This window comes from Thalassotalea psychrophila, from assembly GCF_031583595.1.
GTDB lineage: Bacteria > Pseudomonadota > Gammaproteobacteria > Enterobacterales > Alteromonadaceae > Thalassotalea_A > Thalassotalea_A psychrophila.
The window spans coordinates 3,718,011-3,740,340 of sequence record NZ_CP134145.1 but is presented as its reverse complement, the minus strand read 5'-3'; the positions used below and the strand labels follow the sequence as shown (position 1 = coordinate 3,740,340).

19 protein-coding genes are annotated in these 22,330 nt (G+C 36.9%); 12 read left to right on the top strand and 7 right to left on the bottom strand.

Annotated features, from left to right (window positions below):
* Positions 1 to 122 precede the first annotated feature (122 nt).
* The 4 genes from RGQ13_RS15440 to tal form a co-directional block, all read right to left on the bottom strand.
* Complete coding sequence (locus tag RGQ13_RS15440) at positions 123 to 1,199, bottom strand: ketoacyl-ACP synthase III (RefSeq protein ID WP_348390637.1); 1,077 nt, start codon at positions 1,197 to 1,199, stop codon at positions 123 to 125.
* Positions 1,200 to 1,320: 121 nt separating this feature from the next.
* Positions 1,321 to 1,974: a PAQR family membrane homeostasis protein TrhA gene (trhA, locus tag RGQ13_RS15435; protein ID WP_348390636.1), complete on the bottom strand. Its 654-nt coding sequence runs from the start codon at positions 1,972 to 1,974 to the stop codon at positions 1,321 to 1,323.
* Between the two features lie 467 nt (positions 1,975 to 2,441).
* Complete coding sequence (locus tag RGQ13_RS15430; protein ID WP_348390635.1) at positions 2,442 to 2,612, bottom strand: DUF3545 family protein; 171 nt, start codon at positions 2,610 to 2,612, stop codon at positions 2,442 to 2,444.
* Between the two features lie 169 nt (positions 2,613 to 2,781).
* The gene (gene tal, locus RGQ13_RS15425) at positions 2,782 to 3,735 is read right to left on the bottom strand and encodes a transaldolase (RefSeq protein WP_348390634.1); all 954 of its coding nucleotides are present in this window, start codon (positions 3,733 to 3,735) and stop codon (positions 2,782 to 2,784) included.
* Positions 3,736 to 3,993: 258 nt separating this feature from the next.
* Between tal and yaaA the strand changes: the two genes are divergently transcribed.
* The 3 genes from yaaA to RGQ13_RS15410 all read left to right on the top strand — a co-directional run bounded on the left by yaaA (position 3,994) and on the right by RGQ13_RS15410 (position 7,164).
* A complete protein-coding gene (yaaA, locus tag RGQ13_RS15420) occupies positions 3,994 to 4,767 on the top strand; it encodes a peroxide stress protein YaaA (protein WP_348390633.1) in 774 nt (257 codons plus the stop codon).
* A gap of 79 nt (positions 4,768 to 4,846) precedes the next feature.
* Positions 4,847 to 5,368, top strand: a complete 522-nt coding sequence (locus RGQ13_RS15415) for a TIGR03546 family protein (RefSeq protein WP_348390632.1) — start codon at positions 4,847 to 4,849, stop codon at positions 5,366 to 5,368.
* Entirely contained in the window at positions 5,365 to 7,164 is a 1,800-nt protein-coding gene (locus RGQ13_RS15410; RefSeq protein WP_348390631.1) for a TIGR03545 family protein, read from the top strand. The genes RGQ13_RS15415 and RGQ13_RS15410 overlap by 4 nt, the downstream gene beginning before the upstream one ends.
* A 67-nt stretch (positions 7,165 to 7,231) precedes the next feature.
* Here RGQ13_RS15410 and RGQ13_RS15405 read toward each other — a convergent pair whose 3' ends face one another.
* From RGQ13_RS15405 to fldB, 3 genes are all read right to left on the bottom strand, one after another.
* The gene (locus RGQ13_RS15405) at positions 7,232 to 8,260 is read right to left on the bottom strand and encodes a S1C family serine protease (protein ID WP_348390630.1); all 1,029 of its coding nucleotides are present in this window, start codon (positions 8,258 to 8,260) and stop codon (positions 7,232 to 7,234) included.
* A gap of 253 nt (positions 8,261 to 8,513) precedes the next feature.
* Complete coding sequence (gene srmB / locus RGQ13_RS15400) at positions 8,514 to 9,782, bottom strand: ATP-dependent RNA helicase SrmB (RefSeq protein WP_348390629.1); 1,269 nt, start codon at positions 9,780 to 9,782, stop codon at positions 8,514 to 8,516.
* A gap of 151 nt (positions 9,783 to 9,933) precedes the next feature.
* Positions 9,934 to 10,455, bottom strand: a complete 522-nt coding sequence (gene fldB / locus RGQ13_RS15395; RefSeq protein WP_348390628.1) for a flavodoxin FldB — start codon at positions 10,453 to 10,455, stop codon at positions 9,934 to 9,936.
* A 297-nt stretch (positions 10,456 to 10,752) separates the two neighbouring features.
* Between fldB and dsbC the strand changes: the two genes are divergently transcribed.
* The 9 genes from dsbC (at position 10,753) to RGQ13_RS15350 (ending at position 22,304) form a co-directional block, all read left to right on the top strand.
* Complete coding sequence (dsbC, locus tag RGQ13_RS15390) at positions 10,753 to 11,487, top strand: bifunctional protein-disulfide isomerase/oxidoreductase DsbC (RefSeq protein ID WP_348390627.1); 735 nt, start codon at positions 10,753 to 10,755, stop codon at positions 11,485 to 11,487.
* Between the two features lie 162 nt (positions 11,488 to 11,649).
* The gene (recJ, locus tag RGQ13_RS15385) at positions 11,650 to 13,371 is read left to right on the top strand and encodes a single-stranded-DNA-specific exonuclease RecJ (RefSeq protein WP_348390626.1); all 1,722 of its coding nucleotides are present in this window, start codon (positions 11,650 to 11,652) and stop codon (positions 13,369 to 13,371) included.
* 120 nt (positions 13,372 to 13,491) lie between these two features.
* A protein-coding gene (gene prfB / locus RGQ13_RS15380; protein ID WP_348390625.1) for a peptide chain release factor 2 occupies positions 13,492 to 14,590 on the top strand; the annotation gives its coding sequence in 2 pieces (ribosomal slippage) (positions 13,492 to 13,566 and positions 13,568 to 14,590; 1,098 coding nt in all).
* Between the two features lie 28 nt (positions 14,591 to 14,618).
* Entirely contained in the window at positions 14,619 to 16,157 is a 1,539-nt protein-coding gene (gene lysS, locus RGQ13_RS15375; protein ID WP_348390624.1) for a lysine--tRNA ligase, read from the top strand.
* Between the two features lie 855 nt (positions 16,158 to 17,012).
* Positions 17,013 to 19,856: a PKD domain-containing protein gene (locus RGQ13_RS15370; RefSeq protein ID WP_348390623.1), complete on the top strand. Its 2,844-nt coding sequence runs from the start codon at positions 17,013 to 17,015 to the stop codon at positions 19,854 to 19,856.
* Positions 19,857 to 20,276: 420 nt separating this feature from the next.
* The gene (locus RGQ13_RS15365; protein ID WP_348390622.1) at positions 20,277 to 20,519 is read left to right on the top strand and encodes a hypothetical protein; all 243 of its coding nucleotides are present in this window, start codon (positions 20,277 to 20,279) and stop codon (positions 20,517 to 20,519) included.
* 4 nt (positions 20,520 to 20,523) lie between these two features.
* The gene (locus tag RGQ13_RS15360; RefSeq protein WP_348390621.1) at positions 20,524 to 20,856 is read left to right on the top strand and encodes a hypothetical protein; all 333 of its coding nucleotides are present in this window, start codon (positions 20,524 to 20,526) and stop codon (positions 20,854 to 20,856) included.
* 606 nt (positions 20,857 to 21,462) lie between these two features.
* Positions 21,463 to 21,873 (top strand): hypothetical protein, encoded by a 411-nt coding sequence (locus tag RGQ13_RS15355; protein ID WP_348390620.1) that lies wholly within the window; start codon positions 21,463 to 21,465, stop codon positions 21,871 to 21,873.
* Between the two features lie 116 nt (positions 21,874 to 21,989).
* Entirely contained in the window at positions 21,990 to 22,304 is a 315-nt protein-coding gene (locus tag RGQ13_RS15350; protein ID WP_348390134.1) for a hypothetical protein, read from the top strand.
* The last annotated feature ends 26 nt before the right edge of the window (positions 22,305 to 22,330 follow it).

Sequence of the window (22,330 nt, the reverse complement as noted above, 5' to 3'; positions counted from 1 at the left end):
GGACATAGGCGTGTGAAGACTATCAGTATAATAGCAATTAAAGAATCTGGATTTATAAAACAAAAACGAGTTTAGCCTGAAAAGGGTAAACTCGTTTAATTTTATGTAAGTTGATTAAAGTGTTAAGTATTTTGGGTACAATGTTTAATAGCAATAGATAAAAGCTCTTTCGCTGTTTTATCGCATGTTTGCTCTTCTTGTACGTAATCATTTTTAGGAGTGATATTATCGCCCCATTTTATGTATGCTGCACCCCAAGTTAAACCAGCACCAAAGGCTGCTGACATGATGTCATCACCAGGTTTTATTTTTCCTTGTTCAACTGCTTCACAAAGAGCTATTGGTACTGTTGCTGCTGAAGTATTGCCATATTTTTGGATATTAACCATGCACTGATCATCACGAAGTTTTAATTTGCTTTGTAATGTTTCAATGATACGTAAATTGGCCTGATGCGGCACTAGCAAGTCAACATCTTCAGCCTTGAGATTTGCCTTACTCATAACTGCTTCAGTAGCTTTACCCATTCCACGTACGGCACGTTTAAAAATATCGGGCCCTAAAAAGTCAATTTGCAATGGGCCAGGCGGATTTTCATAGCGGTCCATATCAGTGCCGAAATTAGTGATACTTAAAATCTCTCGAGATGCTGAATCACAGCCTAACTTGGCTTCCAATAAACCACATTTATTATCTGTTGCTTCAAGGACCACAGCACCTGCACCGTCACCAAATAAAACCGCAGTATCACGCACGCCCCAGTTTACAAACCAACTCATTCTTTCCGCGCCAATAACCAATGCTTTATTGATCATTCCCGTGCGGATTTGTGCGGTTGCAGTCTGTAATGCATAAAGAAAACCGGTACAGGCTGAGCTTAAATCAACGCAACCACTATTGTTGGTGCCTAATAAGTTTTGTACTTTGGATGCCGTGTTTGGTACTAAGGTATCAGGGGTACAAGTTGCTACTATTATCAGGTCTATATCGTCAGCTTCTATACCTGCTCTCGCAATAGCTTGCTTGCCAGCAAGGGCTGACATATGAGCGGTATTAATATGAGATATGCGGCGTTCTTGAATACCCGTACGTGAAGAGATCCATTCGTCACTGGTATCCATAAATGTGGTTAGATCTTCATTAGTTAATTTTGCTGGAGGAGTGTATTTTCCCCAACCAGTAATTTCTGCATATTGCATAGAGGTATTCACTTTGGATGTATATATTATCGTTATAAATATACGTTATCTTGAACTAACAAGATACGACTAGTTATAAACCAATCTAAATTCTAACGTCTATTTTTCTTTATCTGTAGCGTTATTCTATAACGTAAAGGTAAATGGCTAAAAAGTGGCAAATACTGCCCGCTAGAACAAAAACGTGCCAAATAGCGTGATTGAATGGAATTTTTTTAATTGCGTAAAATATTGCGCCTAAGCTGTAAGCCGCGCCACCAGAAGCGAGCAAAATTAAGCCGCCAGTAGCGACATTAGCGATCATTTGGGGGGCGGCAATAACAATTAGCCAACCCATAGCTAAATAAGTAAACAGGGATACTTTAGGGAAGCGTTGTTTATAAACAATCTTGAAGTAAATTCCTACTATTGCCATTGTCCACACCACTGACAAAATAGAATAGCCCCATGCACCTTTAATGCTAATTAACATAAATGGGGTGTAGGTACCGGCAATCAATAAGTAAATAGCGCAATGGTCTAAAAGTTTCAGAACCTTTTTAGCCGATGCGTTGGTCACACTATGATAAAGCGTCGATGCTAAAAACAAGATAATCATACTTGTGCCATATACAATGGCACTGGTAAGTTCTAAGGCATCGTTAGCAACAATAATCATTAACGTTAATGCAGCCACACTTAACAGTGCGCCTACACCGTGAGTGATAGAGTTTAACAACTCCTCAATCAAGGAATAACCTTGTGAAATTTTATTTTTAATTACTTGTGTTGCCATAGTGCGTTGCTTTCTGTTTTATCGATTATTACTAATTTTTGAATGACTAGTATGACCAGTTGGCGAAGTTAATTCAATTAAATAAATGTTAAACAAGTGTACACTGAAAGTCTGTATTAGTCAGTTGAATTATTTTACCATGTTGTTGTTGTTACTTATCAGCCACTTAGGTTGTTTGTGGTAGGTTGGCCTGGCTATTTTTAATCGTATATTTTAATGTTATTTTATTTAATTGGTAATAAAGGTGTACGAGTGTTCGCTGAATTTTGGCTGTGGTAAAAATACAATACTAATATGGAGGGATTAACAGAATTCAAGCCGTTTTCAACATGGAGGTTGTATATGCCGTGAACGCATGGATGCGTAGGAACGGTCCCTGGCAATTCTAAGTTAATTCATCCCTGAATTAAAAAACCCCGTAAAACGGGGTTTTGAATTATAAAATTTATTAACGAAAACTTCTTGTGTTAATACTCTTCTAGTAGATGCTCTAGAGAGCCGTCATAAAATTCTATTTGTTTTTCTAGTTCTAATTTTTCTTTAAGTTGCTCAATCTCACGCCATTTGCATTTTGCTGCTTTTGTTTTGGCTTTCGATTTACCTTCGATTAACTGAATTAAACCATCAATTGGATCCATGTTAAAGCTCCTTATTTATTATTATTTTTTAAAACGCCCCTTCTTAATATCACAGCAAATTTAAAAATGAAACACTTTAGTTACAAAATAATAATAAAAAAGTCGCACTTGGCGACTTTTTAACCGATTGTTGTTTTATGATGGTTAAAACAACAAATGTAGAGCTAAATTAAAACAAACTGGCGAGTTTATCTTCAAGTTTGATTTGATCGGCAGTAAAGCCGCGGATCCCTTCGGCTAACTTTTCAGTTGCCATTGCATCTTCATTCATCTGCCAGCGAAACATTTGTTCGCTTAATGTTTGTGGGCGAATACTTGAAACGTCACCTGCTATAAGCTTTTGTGCCACAGGGCCATTGTTTTGTTCTAACTCTTCTAACAATTGTGGACTAATAGTTAAACGATCACAGCCAGCAAGCTCTAATATTTCTTCTTTGTTTCTGAAACTTGCGCCCATTACAATGGTTTTATATTCGAACTTTTTGTAATAATTAAAGATGCTTGTTACAGAAACAACGCCGGGGTCTTCATTTGCAGGGTAGCTATCTTTACCAGTGCTTTTCTTATACCAGTCAAGAATACGTCCTACAAACGGTGAAATTAAAAATACGCCCGCTTCGGCGCAAGCTTGTGCTTGGCTGAAACTAAATAGTAGCGTTAAGTTACAGTTAATGCCTTTGCTTTCTAATATTTCAGCGGCTTTTATGCCTTCCCATGTAGAAGCCATTTTAATTAAAATTCGATCGGTAGCTATGCCCGCATCATTATATAAAGAGATTAATTTTTCGGCTTTTGCAACTGTAGAATCTATATCAAAAGATAAACGAGAGTCGACTTCTGTTGAAATACGGCCGGGGATAACTTTTAAAATTTCTAAACCAATTAGTACTGATAACTTATCGCCAGCATCAATAATTTGCTGCTGTTTATCGTTCGATTGTGCTTTTGCCCATGCAACCGCTTGAGTAAGTAATGGTTGATAATTTTCAATGCTTGCTGCTTTTAATAAAAGTGAAGGGTTTGTTGTCGCATCTTCTGGCTGATATTGAGCAATTGCACCAACATCACCGGTATCGGCAACAACTGTTGTCATGGCTTTAAGTTGAGATAATTGAGAGGTCATTGTTGCCACCTAAATTAGAGTTAAGTTGTAATAAAATTTCATAAAAGCTAAGAGTTACACTGAGAAAATACGAAAATAGCGATTTCACTTGACTATTTGTAACAAAATTACCAGATATGGCAAGAGTTAAATTGCTTTTTAGAGTAAATAATCCAATATTTTTTTAAATGCTGACAAAAAAGTTAATTTTGTTAGTTAAAGTTATGGTTATTTACATGATATAGTTTTGACTGTCATTAAATAAAACTGTGAATTATTATGTTATTAGTCGTGTCTCCGGCAAAAAATTTAGACTTTGAATCTGAACTTCCTACCAATAAGTATAGCCAGCCTGAATTATTAGACCATAGTGCAGAGCTTATAAAACGATGTGTATCTCTAACTCCTGCCGATCTTTCTTCATTAATGGGAATTAGTGATAAGTTAGCAGGGTTGAATGTTGCAAGGTTTACCGAATGGAAAATGCCTTTTACCCCTGAAAATGCAAGACCAGCAGTACTCGCATTTAATGGCGACGTTTATACGGGCTTAGATGCAAAATCATTTAGCACCGCTGATTATAAATTTGCTCAGCAACATTTAAGAATTTTATCTGGTTTATATGGTGTGTTAAAACCACTTGATTTGATGCAGGCTTATCGTCTTGAAATGGGTACTAAGTTAGACAATACACGCGGCTCAAATTTATATCAGTTCTGGGGCAGTGTTGTTACCAATAACATTAATTCGGCATTAAAAGAGCAGGGCGATGACATTTTAATTAACCTTGCCTCCACTGAATATTTTAAATCAATTAAAAAGAAAGAACTAAAAGCAACTGTTATTACTCCTGCTTTTAAAGACTGGAAAAATGGTCAATATAAAATGATCAGCTTTTTTGCCAAGAAAGCTCGTGGATTTATGGCTCGTTATATTATTGAAAATCAAATTAACGATGTAGAGCAATTGAAGTCTTTTGATGTGGCAGGTTATGGTTACAATGAAGCGTTATCAACAGAAGCTGTGCCTGTATTTACTCGTAAGCAGGTGTAATTAGGAACATTAATTTTTTTATTTAGTATATGCTTTATAAAAGAAGTTGGTATCACTACAAGGATGAACAGGAGCTCATGTGTTAACTCTACTGGCAAAACTATTTAAAGCGTTAAATTCTGAAAGTTCGCCAAGGCAAATTGCATTGGCAATAGCTTTAGGGATGATCATAGGCTTAAGCCCTACACTAAGTTTGCATAATCTTATCGTGTTATTAATTGCTTTTATTGTCCGGGTAAACTTAAGCGCATTTTTCGTCGCATTTGCTGGATTTAGCGTGTTGGCTTTAGGATTGTCACCTGCGTTTTCTGGTGTAGGTGAGAGTTTACTTACCAACCCAAATTTAGCTGATTTATGGCAAAGTTTTTATCAGTCTGATGTACTTAAACTTGCTCATTTTCATAATACCTTAACTTTAGGCTCACTCTTTAGTGCACTAATTTTATTTTTCCCAATGGTGTTTCTAAGTCAGTATTTTATTGTTCGTTATCGTCATCATGTAAAAACGTTTATTGAGAAATTCAAAATTATTCAAGCGTTAAAAGGCTCTCGTTTTTACCGTATTTATCAAAGCTTAACCAATACGGGAGTAGCATCATGACTAAATATTTCCGTTGGCAAGGTATTCTAGGATTCATTGTCACTTGTGCAATGGTATTTTCGTTATTATTTTTTTTAGCTCCTTCAATTTTAAAGTTAAGTATTGAAAAAGCTGGAGGTTGGTATTTAGGTGCAGAAGTAAATGTTAACAGTGTTGAACTAAATTATTTACCATTATTAGTTACGATTAACGACTTACAAGCTACCGACAACAAAAAGCCAACTCATAATATTGTTGCTTTTGGTTCAGCCAGTGCAGGTGTTGATGTATGGCAATACCTATTTGGCAAAGTTCTTATTGAAGAACTATCTATTACCGGTTTAACTTTTGATAATGAACGAGCTTCAGTTGGGGAAATATTTCGTGATTCCGATACGTCATTAGTTTCAGCGACAGGACAGTCTATCGAAAAACAAATGCCAGCTATTGAAGATCAATTGCCAGATGTAAAAGATATTCTCAACGATAGTAATTTATTAACAGTTAAAGCCAGTAAACAATTAGAGCAAACCTACAAAGCTGAAAAACAGAAACTAAAACAAATAGAAAAAAATTTACCGTCTAAAGATGTTTTAAAATCTTATGAAGCAAAAGTTAAAAAATTATCAAAAACGAAAGTAAAATCGATTGAAGATTTTAATAAACTTAAAAGTGACTTTGAAGTCCTTAAAAAGCAATTTAAACAAGATAAAGCCTTAGTAAAAAAATCGAAACAACAACTTAAACAAAGTAAAAATTTACTGGCTAAAGCGTTAAAAGACGTTAAGGCTGCTCCTGACTCTGATTGGCAACAACTTAAAAGTAAATATCAGCTAGATAAAGTTGATAATGCCGATTTTGCCCATATTTTGTTTGGAGAACAAGCTCGAGATTATTACGAATCAGCAGAGCAGTTATACACTCGCATAAAACCCTTTTTAGATTCAAATAAAGCAACAAAAGCAGCAGAGCAGGCTGAAATAGAGAAGAGTTTATCCTATGGCCGCTTTATTCATTTTGTGGATGAAAATCCTCTACCGCCTTGGCTAGTTAAGAAAGCACTATTTCAAGTAGAGTTACCACAAGGCAGCTTTAACTTTGAAGTTACTGAATTAACTGCAGAGCATTGGCATCGTAACAAGCCAACGATCATAGTTGTAAGTAGTGATGATTTATTAAAAGGTGGTGACGCCCTGATAAATACTGAAGTATTTAATGATAATGTTGCTACAACGACCAAAGGTGATTGGCAATTTTCACAAGTACCAATTAATGATGCAAAATTGCGCGATAAAGATAATTTTTCGTTGGCAATGCAATCAGCAAATCTTGCCGGAGTTGGGCAATTTAATTTAGTAGATAGTTCAATAAATAGTATTAATAAATTTCAAATATCTCAGAGTAGATTTACTGGCGCATCAACGTCGAGTGTTGGTCGCTCGTTATTGTCAGCTATAGATAGTGTTAAAGAATTCTCATTGAACATTGATATAGAAGGTGAGCTAAGTTCGCCGAAATATGGCATAAAATCTGATTTAGATAACATCATTACCAAGGCTATCTCGCAGCAACTCAAAGCTAAGCTCTCTACCTTCCAAAAGAAACTACAAGCGGGCCTAAATCAGAAAGTCGCGCAGTCTTTAAAAATAAGTGATAGTGAAGCTGCCGAGTTCGCTGATGCAGACGCATTACTGAATAACACTGACAAGTCGCTAAATAAACTACTGAAATCGGATGTGGTAAAGCAAAAGAAAAAAGAATTAGAAAATAAGGCTAAAGATAAGCTAAAAGATAAACTGGATAAGTTATTCGGTTAAATTTTAAGGTAGTTATTGTAAAAGTAAAATGGCGCTTAATAAGCGCCATTTTTAATTACTCTGATAACTAATCAACAGTCCAAGTAACGTCTTTTTTTACGCCATTACGTAAATAAACGAATTTAACTTTGTCACCTTTTTTATACTTAGAAAAGCGCTCTCGAAGTGACAAAGCACTTTTTAAGTTTTTAAGCTTAACACCATCTACTTCTATAATGATATCGCCTCCTAATAAAACCGGAGTACGACCAATCATTACATTTAAATAACCGCCTTGAAAACCAAGTTTGTCAGCCAACGTTGCAGGTACAACATGCTGAATTAACATACCGTAACCGTATTGGTTATTAATTGCTTTTGACTCCATCTCATTTAACAGGTGCGGGATAAGACCAATAAATGCACTTGGTTCAGAAGCGATAACTTGTTTTATGGTATCGACAGAAACCACAAAACCTAAACCATTACTGCCACCAGATTTTGAAAGTATGTGACTTACTATACCAATAATATCGCCATCTAAATTGAATAAAGGACCGCCAGAATTACCCTGATTAATAGATGCGTCAGTTTGCAATAATCGTGGTGCTATGTCAGTTCCAGGGATGAGTTCTCTATCACGAACGCCGCTTAAATAACCAACGGATAAGCTGTGACTTACACCATAAGGTGCGCCAATAGCTATTACTTGCTCACCAATAGTGTAGCCACCATCATCAGCAAGTTTGAGAGGTTTAATGTTGCTAGGAACCTTCCTAGCGCGGATCATGGCAAGATCGATTAAATTATCAACCCAAAGGACATGACCTGAAGTTTTTGTACCATCGGTAAAAATCACTTCAATGTTTGTTGCTTTGCCAACAACATGTGCCGCAGTTAGGATGTTACCTTCATTACTAATTAATGCGCCTGAGCCTAAAGACTTACTCGTTGTTTCTTTATAAGTTACTTGTCCTGGTTTAGGGCTGGCAATTGAGGTTACATGGAGTTCAACAACACCATCGTTTACTTTTTTAAAAAGTTGTTTTACTGAGTCATCTGCCAGTGCAGATAAAGAGAAAATAGCAAGAATTCCTACACAAAAAATACGAAACATATGTTTTCCAATTTGGGAGCTAAAAATTCGAGTGTACGCAGTTTATTAACAAATGAAAGGAATATTTAACATTTAACCGATTGGTGTTTAGCCTGAAGAGAGGAAACTTTAGTAACAAGGTTTACAGGAAGTCATGAATGCTGTGAACACATGGTGCGTTAGTATGGTCCATGTTAAGTTGGCATTCCTTCGTCCCTGAAGTAAAAAAAAGGCTTTAAGAATACTCTTAAAGCCTTAAGTAGAAGATGAAAAGTTAAGCTGATTTTTTTCTCGCCTTTTTAGCTTTTTTTGCCTTTTTAGCAGCCTTAGACTTTCGACTAAGTCCTGCATTTTTCTTAACTACTTTCTTCGTCTTATTTTTTTTAACTGGCGTGCGTGCTTCTTTATAAGCAGGGCGCAGTTCATCTATAACACGGCGACGTAGGATTTCTTCGGTAAAGCGCTCAATCTTGCCAACCGACAACATATCGTGTGCTTCAACCAATGAAATAGCTGTCCCTTTTTTTCCCGCTCGACCGGTACGGCCAATGCGGTGGACATAGATATCAGCTTTACGTGGCATATCAAAGTTAATCACGTGAGTTATGTCATCAATGTCTAGTCCGCGTGCAGCTATATCGGTAGCGATTAAAATATTTACCTTGCCACTTTTAACACGAGCAACGGCATTATTGCGTTTGTCTTGTGGCATTTCACCTTCAAGCCAAGCATTACTTAAATCATCACTTTGCAATACACCAGCAAGCATTTGCACGGTTTCGCGTTTATTGGCAAATACTACCGCTCGTTTAACATCTTCTTGTTTAAGAATATGGCAAAGCAGTTTCAATTTATGTTCTTTATTATCGGCTAAATGTAGCCACTGATGAGTTTTGGCTTTCTCTTTACGAGAAGGATCCGATTCAACAAATACAGGCTCATTTAACAAGTCTTTAGAAAAACGAATGATGCCAGCACCGGCTAAAGTGGCAGACAATAATAATGTTTGTTTTCTCCACCGTGCTTCACCGGCGATACGATTAATGCTGTCTGAAAAACCCATATCCAACATGCGGTCAGCTTCATCTAACACTAGTATCTCGATGTCTCTGGCATCAAACTGTTCGTTATCGATGTAATCCATTAAGCGACCAGGTGTAGCGATCAGCATATCAGTGGTTTGGGTTAATATTTCTTTGTGCGAGCCATAATTTACACCGCCGGTAATTAAACCAATTTTAATATCGGTAAACTCAGTTAATAGCTGTGCTTGTTGATATATTTGGGTTGCTAATTCACGTGTAGGTGCAAGGATCAAAACTCTAGGGAAACCAGGCTGGGTTCTTGGGTAATCCAATAAGTGTTGTGCAGAAGGTAAAATAAAGGCTGCAGTTTTGCCTGTACCTGTGGGGGCTGATGCTAATACATCTTTACCTGCCATAGCTTCTGGCAAAACTAAACTTTGGATTGATGTTGGTTTTTTGAAACCTGCCTTTGCGGTGCCGGCAACAAGTTCGTCATCAAGATCAAACTGTTTAAACATGGATTATATTTACCTTAGAGTATTATTATACCAAGTTGATTAATCAATTAGGTATTAAGAGTTGTTTCGTTATGAACTTAAAATTTATTATATAGTATATTTTATATACAGTATTTGAAAAATACGAATTTTTACATTTGGTTATAAAAGTTTAAGCGAGTATCTCACTCATTTCTTCAAGTATTTGTTCGGTCCAATTCTCAATGCGCTGTTCAGTTAAATCGTATTGAGTTTCATCATCAAGAGATAGGCCAACAAAAAATTCTTTATCTGATGTTAGTGCCTTAGACTCTTCAAATTCATAACCTTGATTTGGCCAGTAACCAATAATATTGGCTCCCTGTGGAATAATTTGATCATGCAACATACCTAACGCATCTTGAAACCATTGACCATAGCCAACCTGATCCCCTAAACCAAATACTGCTACAATTTTATCTTGTAAATTTAAGCTAGTAATATCATCCCAGCTCGACTCCCAATCTTCTTGGAGCTCACCAAAATCCCATGTAGAAATTCCAAATATTAAAATGTCGTATTGCAAACAATCAGATAGTGGTACATCTTTAATGTTAAATATTTCAACAAGATCTGCACCCATAGCAAGCTGAATTTTTTCAGCCGCCATTTCGGTATAGCAAGTAGTTGAACCATAGAACAAACCGATTTTCATTATAATGATATTTCCAGTACTTTATTTGCCCGCGATTCTAACAGAAAATTCAGCATAAGCTAAAGTGAAATACGGGTAAATATCGGCATTAATGAACTATAATGTGTTAATAGTAGGTAAATTTAGGTGTAAATAGGCAAATCAGTTATCAAAAGCAAGGGTTTATCTTGCATTTGATGGCATAAGTAAGTAATTTTACCCACCTAAATCCGGTCATGTTTATATGCGTTCTTAATTAGTTGTAAGGGCGCCTTAGTAATTGCATTGAACACGGAATACATATTAGGAAATTAAGTTATGTTAAAAAAATTAATTGCAGTTGTGTCTACAACATTTATGTTGTTCACATTGCCAAGTCAAGCTGTTGAAAACAACGAAGCACAGATAAAAGCAAGTTTATCCAAGTTAGGTTTACAAGTAGAGTCTATTGCTCCCTCTAAAATGGAAAATTTATATGAAGCCTTTACTAACCAAGGCATGTTTTATACCAGCGCTGATGGTAAGTTTTTAATTCAAGGTAAAATATATGAAATTACTGAAGATGGCATCAGCAGCTTAACTGAAGAAAGTTTAGCTAAAGTGCGTATTGATGGCATGGAAAAGTTCGAAGGTTCAATGATTGTTTTTCCTGCTAAAGATGAAAAATATCAAATGACTGTGTTCACCGATTTAACCTGTGGTTACTGTCGTAAATTGCACAATCAAATGGGCAGCTATAACGACTTAGGTATTACCGTGCGTTACTTGGCATTCCCTCGCGGTGGATTACAGAGCCAATCTTTCACCGACATTCGCAGTGTATGGTGTAGTGATGATCAACAAAGTGCGATGACCAATGCTAAAGGCGGCGCTCAGGTTGAACAAAAAGTATGTTCATTACCTGTGGGCGAACAATACGATTTTGGCCGCAAAATTGGAGTTTCCGGTACTCCTGCAATTATGTTAGACGATGGCATGATGCTTCCTGGTTACAAAACACCTGAGCAAATGAAGCAAATATTTCAGAGCTATTCAGTGAAAAAAGCAGGGTAATGTAATTCTGTTTATTTTATGATTAGGCGCCTATTTGGCGCCTTAATTATTTCTAATATAAAGTAGGTTGGTCTGAATTTAATCGGACGTTAAAGTAAAAGCGAGCGTAACCTATCTAAATACGATAACCTATCACTAATTCCACTCTAAAAAGATCCCCTTATGGACAAGCAAATAAGTCGCCGAGAGAATTGCGATACATCGGCATTGCCGGCACATCTACATCCTGTACTAAAACAAATATATGCATCTCGTGGTATTACTGAACCAAGCCAATTAGAGCAAAGTGCAGCAAGCATGCACAAGCCTTCTAAGTTGATGGGGCTAGATACTGCCTGTGAATTATTGTTCAGTGCAATTAAAGACAATAAACGCATTATTGTTGTAGGTGACTTTGATGCCGATGGTGCAACTTCTACAGCATTGATGATGGACGGGTTAAGGCTACTAGGATCGGTTAACCATGACTTTATTGTGCCAAATCGGTTCGAATATGGCTATGGTTTAACACCTGAAATTAGTGAAATGGCAGTGGCTAAAGGCGCACAAGTAATTATTACTGTTGATAACGGGATTAGCTGTATTAGCGGTGTTGCTAAAGCGAAAGAATTAGGCTGTTTGGTGATAGTGACTGACCATCATTTACCAGGCAATTCATTGCCAAATGCAGATGCCATTGTTAATCCAAACCAACATGGCTGTACTTTTCCAAGTAAAGCTCTTGCTGGTGTCGGCGTTGCCTTTTATTTAATGGCAGCGCTTCGTCAAACAATGCGTAGTAATGATTGGTTTAACACTAAACAAATTCCTGAGCCAAACATGGCACAGCTTCTTGATCTAGTCGCGTTAGGTACGGTTGCCGATGTGGTGAGCCTGGATCAAAATAACCGAATTTTAGTTGCTCAAGGTTTAAAGCGAATAAGAGCAGGAGCTACGCGCCCAGGTATTGAGGCACTAATTGAAATAGCAGGCAAAAATCAACAAAAAATGGTTGCCAGCGATTTTGGTTTTGGCATAGGGCCGCGATTAAATGCTGCAGGTCGATTAGATGATATGGGATTGGGTATTCAATGTTTACTCGAAACCGATTTAAACAAAGCTCGGATAATGGCCAAAGATCTCGATGATTTAAATAAAACTCGACGAGAAATAGAGCAGGGCATGCAGCTTGAAGCTGAAAACGTACTTATAAAGCTGAACTTTTGTGAAGATAATTTACCTTCAGCATTAGCTTTATTTCAAGATGATTGGCATCAAGGCGTTATTGGCATAGTTGCAGGGCGATTAAAAGAAAAATTTCATCGGCCAACGGTAGTGTTTGCCAGTGGTAATGACGATGAAATTAAAGGCTCGGCTCGTTCAATTCCCGGTTTACACATTCGTGATTTACTTGAACATATTGACTCTCAACACCCAGATTTAATTTTAAAGTTTGGTGGTCATGCGATGGCTGCAGGGCTTTCTATTAATAAATCAGACTTTAATAAATTTCAACAATTACTTAATGAATATGCCCAGAAATGGTTAAGTGCGGATATGCTTCAAGGCAAAATATTGTCTGATGGCGAACTAGCAAAAGACGCTTTCAATTTAGAGTTTGCCAGTTTATTAAGAGAGTCTGGTCCTTGGGGACAAAATTTTCCTGAGCCAGTATTTGATAATAATTTTAAAATTATTCAACAACGCATTGTTGGTGAAAAACATTTAAAACTGATGGTACAAATTGACGATTTAGCCATAGATGCCATCGCATTTAATGTTGATACATCTATCTGGCCTAATAATCAATGCAACTGGGTGCACTTGGCATATAAACTCGACGTTAATGAATTTAGAGGCAAACAAACAGTGCAGCTTTTGGTTGATCATATTGAAGCTGTGTAAATTCAATTGTTATTTTATTGAATAATAAATATAAAGATAACGCTCTACTCTTTTATGTAGAGCGTTATTACGCTACAATGCGCGACTATTTTTCTAAGTTTTTGAGCTAAGTTTTTATTGATGTTTGAAGTCAATCCTTTACATAACCAAATCAAAGACATTCGCGAACGCACCGATGTGCTTCGGGGGTACCTTTGACTATGACCAAAAATTTGAACGCTTAACTGAAGTTAATCGTGAACTAGAGCTTCCTGATGTATGGAACGAACCTGAGCGAGCACAAGCGCTTGGTAAAGAACGTTCATCATTAGAGCTGATAGTAAAAACTATCGATGACATGGATAGTGGTTGTGAAGATGCTAGCGAATTAATCGAACTTGCTGTTGAAGAAGAAGACGAAGAAACCTTAATTGAGGCCCAAGCCGAAATTGATGGTTTAGAAACGCAATTAGCAAAACTTGAATTCCGCCGGATGTTTTCTGGCCCGCAAGATGCAAACAATTGTTACCTTGATATTCAATCAGGCTCTGGCGGTACTGAAGCTCAAGATTGGGCGCAAATGATCCAACGTATGTTTTTACGTTGGGGCGATGCCCACGGCTATAAGCCTGAAGTTATAGAAGAAACTGATGGTGATGTTGCAGGCATCAAAGGTTGTACTATAAAGTTTACCGGTGAATATGCCTACGGTTGGTTAAAAACCGAAACCGGTGTGCATCGTTTAGTTCGCAAATCGCCGTTTGATTCGAGTGGTAAGCGTCATACATCGTTTGCTTCAGCGTTTATTTATCCTGAAATAGATGACGATATTGAAATAGATATCAATCCGGCTGATTTACGCATTGATACCTTTAGAGCGTCTGGTGCTGGTGGTCAGCATGTAAACAAAACCGATTCGGCAATTCGTATCACTCACATTCCAACAAATGCCGTGGTGAGTTGTCAGGCCGATCGCTCGCAGCATAAAAACCGAGCAACGGCGATGAAGCTTTTAAAAGCTAAGCTTTATGAACTAGAAATGCAAAAACAAAACGAAGATAAGCAAATGCTCGAAGATGGCAAGTCTGATATCGGCTGGGGCAGCCAAATTCGTTCTTACGTGCTAGATGATAGCCGCATAAAAGATTTACGAACCGGCGTTGAATCACGCAATACACAAGCAGTGCTAGACGGTGGTTTAGATCAATTTATTGAAGCCAGCTTAAAATTTGGCCTTTAAAATATTTACGTAATACTGAGAAATTAAAATGACAGAACAAGCAAAAGACGAAAACAAATTAATCGCTGAACGTCGCGGTAAATTAGATAACATTCGTGAAAACTGCCCAGCTAATGGCCACCCAAATGATTTTAATCGTGAGCATTACGCTGCTGATATTCAAGCTGAACATGGTGAAAAAACCAAAGAAGAGCTTGAAGAATTACAGGTAACTTATGCTGTTGCTGGTCGTGTTATGGCTAAACGAGGTCCATTCTTGGTTTTACAAGATATGTCTGGCCGAATTCAGGCTTATGCTGAAAAAGCTGTACAAAAAGACATTAAAGCACGTTGGGGCTTATTAGATATCGGTGACATTATTGGTGTTAAAGGTATTTTACATAAATCAGGTAAAGGCGATTTATACGTGAATATGGAAGAGTATTCATTATTAACTAAATCATTACGCCCATTACCAGAAAAATTCCACGGTTTATCAGATCAAGAAATGAAGTACCGTCAACGCTACGTTGATTTGATCATCAATGAAAAAACTCGTGATACATTCCAAGTCCGTTCTCAAATAGTTAGTGGTATTCGTAACTTCTTAACTGAGCGTGGTTTCATGGAAGTTGAAACGCCAATGCTACAAGTTGTTCCTGGTGGCGCCACAGCTAAGCCATTTGAAACATTCCATAATGCCTTAGATATTGACATGTACTTACGTATCGCTCCAGAGCTTTACTTAAAACGTTTAGTGGTTGGTGGTTTCGAAAAAGTATTCGAAATTAACCGTAACTTCCGTAACGAAGGTTTATCAACTCGTCATAACCCAGAATTCACTATGATTGAATTCTACCAAGCGTATGCTGATTACAATGACTTAATGAACCTTACTGAAGATATGCTACGTACCTTAGCTGTAGATGTTATGGGTAACTCAGTTATTCGTAATACAGTTAAAAATAGTGACGGCGATGTAACTGAAGAGAAGTTCTACGATTTCGGTCAACCGTTTGAGCGTATATCAATGATGGATGCAGTTATTAAGCATGCGCCACATTTAGACGCTGACGTAATTAAAGATCCAGAAGGTCGCTTTGAAGAGCTACGCGCTATTGCTAAGAAAGTTGGCGTTAAAGAGCCTGAAGGTAAAAACGTTTGGGGTCCAGGTAAGTACCTTTGTGAAATTTTTGAAGAAGTTGCAGAGCATATGCTTGACCAACCTACATTCATTACAGAATACCCATGGGAAGTTTCACCACTAGCTCGTCGTAACGATGACAACTCATTCATAACTGACCGCTTCGAGTTCTTCGTTGGCGGCCGTGAATTAGCAAATGGCTTCTCTGAGCTTAACGATGCTGAAGATCAAGCCGCACGCTTTAAAAAGCAAGTTGAAGAAAAAGATGCTGGCGATGATGAAGCTATGCATTTTGATGAAGACTACATCACAGCCCTTGAGTATGGTTTACCACCAACAGCCGGTGAAGGTATTGGTATTGATCGTTTAGTAATGTTATTTACTGACTCTCCAACAATTAAAGACGTGATCTTGTTCCCACATATGCGTCCAGTTGCTGAATAAATTGTTGTTATAGTAAATTGAAAAAAACCACCTAAAGGTGGTTTTTTTATGCCTGCTAACTGGCGATTTATACCAATTCCATTAATGATGAGATCTACTTTTTAGTGAGGACAAACGGATAAAAACAAGGCAGATAATTAATGGACTTGGTATTATATTTATTTAATGGCTTTGACTATGTCATGAACAGATATACCATATTAGAAAAATACTTCGCCATCCCCAGAAGTGGAACGAGATGAGGGGCCTCCTTCAGACTTGGCATAAGTGTAACAAGTAAGTATTAGAGTTTTATACTGTGAAATATTTTGTCCAGTAAACTCTACGTTTGTTTTGAATAACTTCCCCCCCACTGAGAGAGTATTGTTCCTTAGCTCTTGGAGCTATAAATAGTCTGAGTAATATCAAGGGTTTACTGAATGCTACCCAAAAGGGAGAGAGCCTTTAATATCGCATATAGACAACAATGCTTGATATACTGTATTGTAAATCATCTGTAGATGTTGTAATTACAAAGATAAAATAATAATAATAAAAAAGGCTCACCTGATTGTTATTCTCCTTTACTTTCATATCTCAGAAAATAACGAATACAAACTATTAATTTAATTTATTGCTTACTATTTTGAAAGCTGTCAATTGTATGGTTCGACGCTTTTGAGTGATTGAAATAATGGATTACTCTTGGTAAAAAAAATCGAGTAAATATAATGTTTGTTTTGATAGATCTGCTCTGAATATATCACTTTTTATTATCTTGGCGTTCGTCTTCGTTTACCTAGTTTTTTTTCTAATTTGTCTGTAATTAATGGTTTTATCATTATCAGACTAAAACAAGATATAGGAAGTTTTAAAATGAAACGATTTTCAACACAGCTGTTTGTTTTGTTATTTATTACTCAACTTTTTGCCTGTGGAGGAGGAGGTGGAGAAGAGGATAGTAATAAAGCCTCAATTGCTAATGTTGCACCTACTACTAATGCGGGTAGTGATCAAACGGTTAATGAAGTGACAACTGTATCCTTAACTGGCAGCGGCACAGACTCTGACGGGACTATTGAAAGTTATAGTTGGACACAAACTGATGGCAATCCTGTAACTCTTACGAACGCAAATACCGCAACTGCTACATTTGATGCGCCAAGCACGCTTGTTCAATTAACCCTTACTTTCCAATTAACGGTAACTGATAATGAAGGCGCAACGGCAACAGACGTCATAGCCATCATGGTAAACCCTGTGAATGTTGCACCTTCTACTAATGCAGGTAGTGATCAAACGGTTAATGAAGTGACAACTGTGTCCTTAACTGGCAGCGGCACAGACTCTGATGGAACTATCGAAAGTTATAGTTGGACACAAACTGATGGCAACCCTGTAGCTATTACGAGCGCAGATACCGCAACTGCTACATTTGATGCGCCAAGCACGCTTGTTCAATTAACCCTTACTTTCCAATTAACGGTAACTGATAATGAAGGAGCAACGGCAACAGACTCTGTAATTATCACCGTTAACCATGCTGATTACTCAGTAAATGTAGTATTCCCTAAAGTTTCCTCACTAACTGACAACGACTCAATAATCATCAGAGGCACTCAAGGGCAAGATGTAGAAAATCTAAGTGTTAACGGTACGGATGTCGATAGAATTACCTACCAAACTGAGGGGTTCTGGACTGTAGAACTTCCTTTAGCTATGGGTGAAAATGCATTTAACGTTCAGTATTCAGCGGGTAATGATAATATCACTCTTGATGCTATTGATGTTAAAAGAGTAGGCATTGCTGTTACAGGTACAAGACAGATTGCTAAAAATGATGATGATGGTAGTTATTATATTTATGACGATGGTACTAAGAGTATTTTACATCGCACGGCAGATGGCACAAATACTTCGGCTATTTATCAATTTCGCATCGAGGATTTTCCTAATGATGATGAGTTTCGTGATGAACTAAAAGAAGATCCGCCGGAAGGCATGGTGCTTTCAGAAGATGGTAGTTTATTGTATTACTGGAACGACTTTGAAGATACCTTTAGAGTGATGGCAATAACGCTCGCCACGGGCACATTAACTGAATTATATGGACCTGACTCAGCAGGTTATATTGATTATGATGTTAACGATGATACCAATATGCTGCTCGATACTAGTAGAGGCACAGCGGGACAAATACTATTAACGCGTTATAGGAAAGATGAACCACCGATATTTTACGATATTGCTCTGAAAAGTATTATTGAAATGGACTTTCCCGATTTACAAACAATCACAGCTTCAAGCCGATCTTTCTACCGATCCGTCGATTATAAAGATGACAATACCTTAATTGTATTATTTGCAAAAGATGATACTCAAGAAACCTATACCGCAGAGGTTGAGTTGGCTAGTTGTGATGTCGCACCTTGTGACTTTAGTAATATATTACAAGTTACAACTGTTAATGATGGCTGTCAGGCAATGACAGAGAGTTATAATAAATATGGCTACCATCAAGCTAGTCATTCAGTGGTTTATTATAAATACCCTAAATTATGTGTACTTGATATTGCCAATCAAACAATCAGTGATTTAGAGCCACAGCTTAATGATTTAGGGGCTGTTTCAAATAACTTGAGCCAGTTCAATGTTGCTGATAATGAACTTATTTTTGATTCAGGCAGTTCAGCCAATTTGCAACAGTTGCATTATCAATTAGCGGCTAATTTTCCTTCAGTTAATCTATCAGCTGAGTTTAAAGGTCCGGATTTAACCATTGGTGATGCTACACTGTCACCAACCACGCCTAGAGAAGTGGTTATAAATTCAGATGATAATTTACTGTACTGGCTAGATAGAAAAAACACTGGTTTGAGCGCAGCACAAGTACATAGCCTTGATTTAGCAAATAATAGTTGGACAACACTCGGGAGTTACCCTTCCGTTTCTTTTGAAATTGCCACTTATAACTCTGTGAGTAGTTCACTATTTGTTTATAACGATGATAGTAGCTCGGATGAGGAAGTGTTTGAAATTGATGTTGATACCGGTGACTACACTGTACTTATAGGTGCAACTGAGAAAGCAACAATTGCTTACCCTAACTTTAATGTAGATTCCATGGCGCTGGATGAAGCCAATCAGATACTTTATTTAGCTAGGCAAATTGATTTCAGTGATGTACCAGCAAATTTTGGTCGATTTAGTCTATTAGCATGGGATATTGAGAAAAAAGTATTAACTGACGTTTCACCGATTGTTGATATTACGCTGCCAGAAAACGTTGCTCAGAATAACTTTTATGCCAACTACGATATGACGTTTGACCCAGTAAATAACCAAGTTATCTTTTATGGCACCTCATATACATTGTGGGCTGTTGATGTAACTACTGGTGCTCGACGTGTTTTTTCTGCTCAAGATGTACAAGGTGGTCCTGATATTAGCAACACCAGGGGGCATGTGATTGATATTGATAACAATCGCTTACTCGCATCGTCACAAGATCATGAATCGGTTTTTGCTTATGATCTAGATACTGGTGAACGTTCATTTGTCAGTACGAAAAGCATTGAAAACGGAATCAATTTGCAACAACCTATTGGCATTGATCTATTTAAAGATGATCAGGTTTCTGTTGTAGCAGATGAAAGAATTGACGCTCTGTTTATGGTTGATAACCTCACTGGACACCGTCTATTGATACAAAACCAGTAACATCTAGAAATAGATATAAGCTCTTTGCTTAGTTATGTTAGCCGTTTAAATAGATGAGGCAGGCGGTAGAGCTCAAAAGGACTACCGCCTTCGACAGTTTGATATAAGAGCACGATTCCACTGAGCGTGTGAAAATTTTGCTCTTCTTTTGAAAAACAGCAAATATGTTTTGATTAGTTAATATCAAATAAGATTGTAATCAACTCTATATTAGAGATACCTAACTATAGAAGGTAACTCTAATATAGATATGTATCTAATGCGCACAAAGTGATCATCTCAGAGACTTTTCTTACGACCGCTTTGTCAGAAGTATTTGTCTTTAATGAACCAAATACTAAAGGCTGCTTTGAGCGAATTGCAGACGTAGATAAGCACATGGAATTAATAATTACTTCAGGAATTGAAGGTTCATAATTAATGGCGTTTAAAAAATATATTAGACCTGTAAATTTAGGTATTAAAACTAAACTAGAGCAAGCAGTATTAGAGCTAATTGCAGGTTTTATATGTGCAGTATTTTCTTATGTTGGTTACGAGGCTGACTTAGTAATATTATGTTATCCGACAGCATTGGTTGCTTTAATATGCTTTATGTTGTCTTTGTATAATCTTTATGAGTTAGTTCAATATTGGCTAAGTAAATCGCCTGACAAGGCATGAACTAATGTCTCTGAACAATGATTCAATTATGATTAAATTTCTCAAATGGGCTTTAATTGCTCCTACAACAGTAGTGTTATTTATTGCTTTAATATTCATAGTTGATGGCAAAATGAATCAGGTTTTCGGTTGTTCGATTGATAGAAAGCCAGTAGTTAAAAAGATAACTGACCACTTAAAGAAAATTAACTTAGATGATAAATATCTAAAAGAAGACCCCGACGGTGATGATGGATGTAATCTTTCATACATATACAAGAGTGAAACTGAGCATATCCATTTCGTTGTTATTGAAGGATATAAGCTAACTTACTGGGATTACAATAAACGCGGTTAGAGTAGCTAGATTTGACTATTCAAAATCAATGACTTAATGCCGCTTAAGAGCGAATAACAGTCGGTCATTATTGACTGTCGTTATTAACTTGAACCATATGGAAAGGATTAATTATTCGATGTTTCATACACTTTTCTACTGAATAAAACTGTTAGCTGTATAGATGATAGATTCATATAACTTTAAACTTATTATATATTTTTTCTTAAGTATTTATGCTGTTTTTCACAGCATATACTGGGTGAAAAATTACGCCTTTCACAAAGCATTAAAAACTATAGAGCCTGAATTATACAAACGAATAAAAATGAAATGGTCAGGAAATAAACCGTTCATGGACTTTATTTTTAAAAAAGGCTTTCATAACTTAACTAATGACACTTTATTTAAAATGTGCCGAGAGTTATATTTATTGGGCTCTATTGGACAGTGGGGTTTTAATATCGGCATTGTCTTATTTTTGTCTTGGTACGTAATATACAGCTAATGGCACAATTTGAACGGCTGCGGGATTTGACGTAAGTTATTGAAAACGAAGGGATAAAATGAGCGATAAACAGACGCCCACCACACTATACTTTACAATAAAAATTACACTTAAATATTATGTTAACTCGTGAAGAAATAAGCCGAAAAGTAAAAAGAAAAGCAGCAATTAAAAAAGTCACCTTGCTTTTAATTGGTTTTCTTTTCGTGTTATGGCTACTGATTAGCTTCTTAAATCAGCGTGAAGATTCAGTGGTTTTAACTGAGAGTTGGCAAGAGTGTATACCTAATCAATGTAGTTATAAAATAAAGGTTAGCAACACTTCAAAGCTAAGTAAGTCAGCTTTTGTTCGCATAAATGCTTTCTTTAAAAGAGAGCATCCAGAAGGTGCTGATACCTTTCATATAGTTAATACAGAGAGGCTTGATATTTACCTTGAGCAGAGCGAAGAGCAAACCTTTGAAGGAATTGTAGAAGTTCCTTTCGAAGCTCATTTTCTAAAATTTAGCGTAGGTGATATTGAGTATTAATTTAAATCTCTTCGGTGGCTTGTGGCACAATTTGCACGGTTGCAGTATTTAGCGTAAGTTATTGAAATCGAACGGCTCCGAAGAGCGATTAAGAGACCATCAACTTTCAATATTTTATGCAAATAAATTTACCCATTTTTAAATTTTCTCTAGTAATTTTTGCTGCGATAGTCGTATTGCTTATCTTTATAGTTGCTTTAACGAAAGCAACAACAGGTGACCAGCGAACCATCATAGAGCCAGACATAATAATAGATTACTTATATACTGAAAATCAGCAATGTGATTGTTGGTATCGTGCAGAAGGAGGTGATGTATCTGGTTTTTCTGAAGGACTAGGGTGCAATATTTTGGTAATGGATAAAGTTGATAGGGACAATCTTCCAGAGTGCACTTATAAAGTCTGGAAGGATAATTCAAAGCTTAATTAAGTTAACTAATCGTATGGCAGCAAATG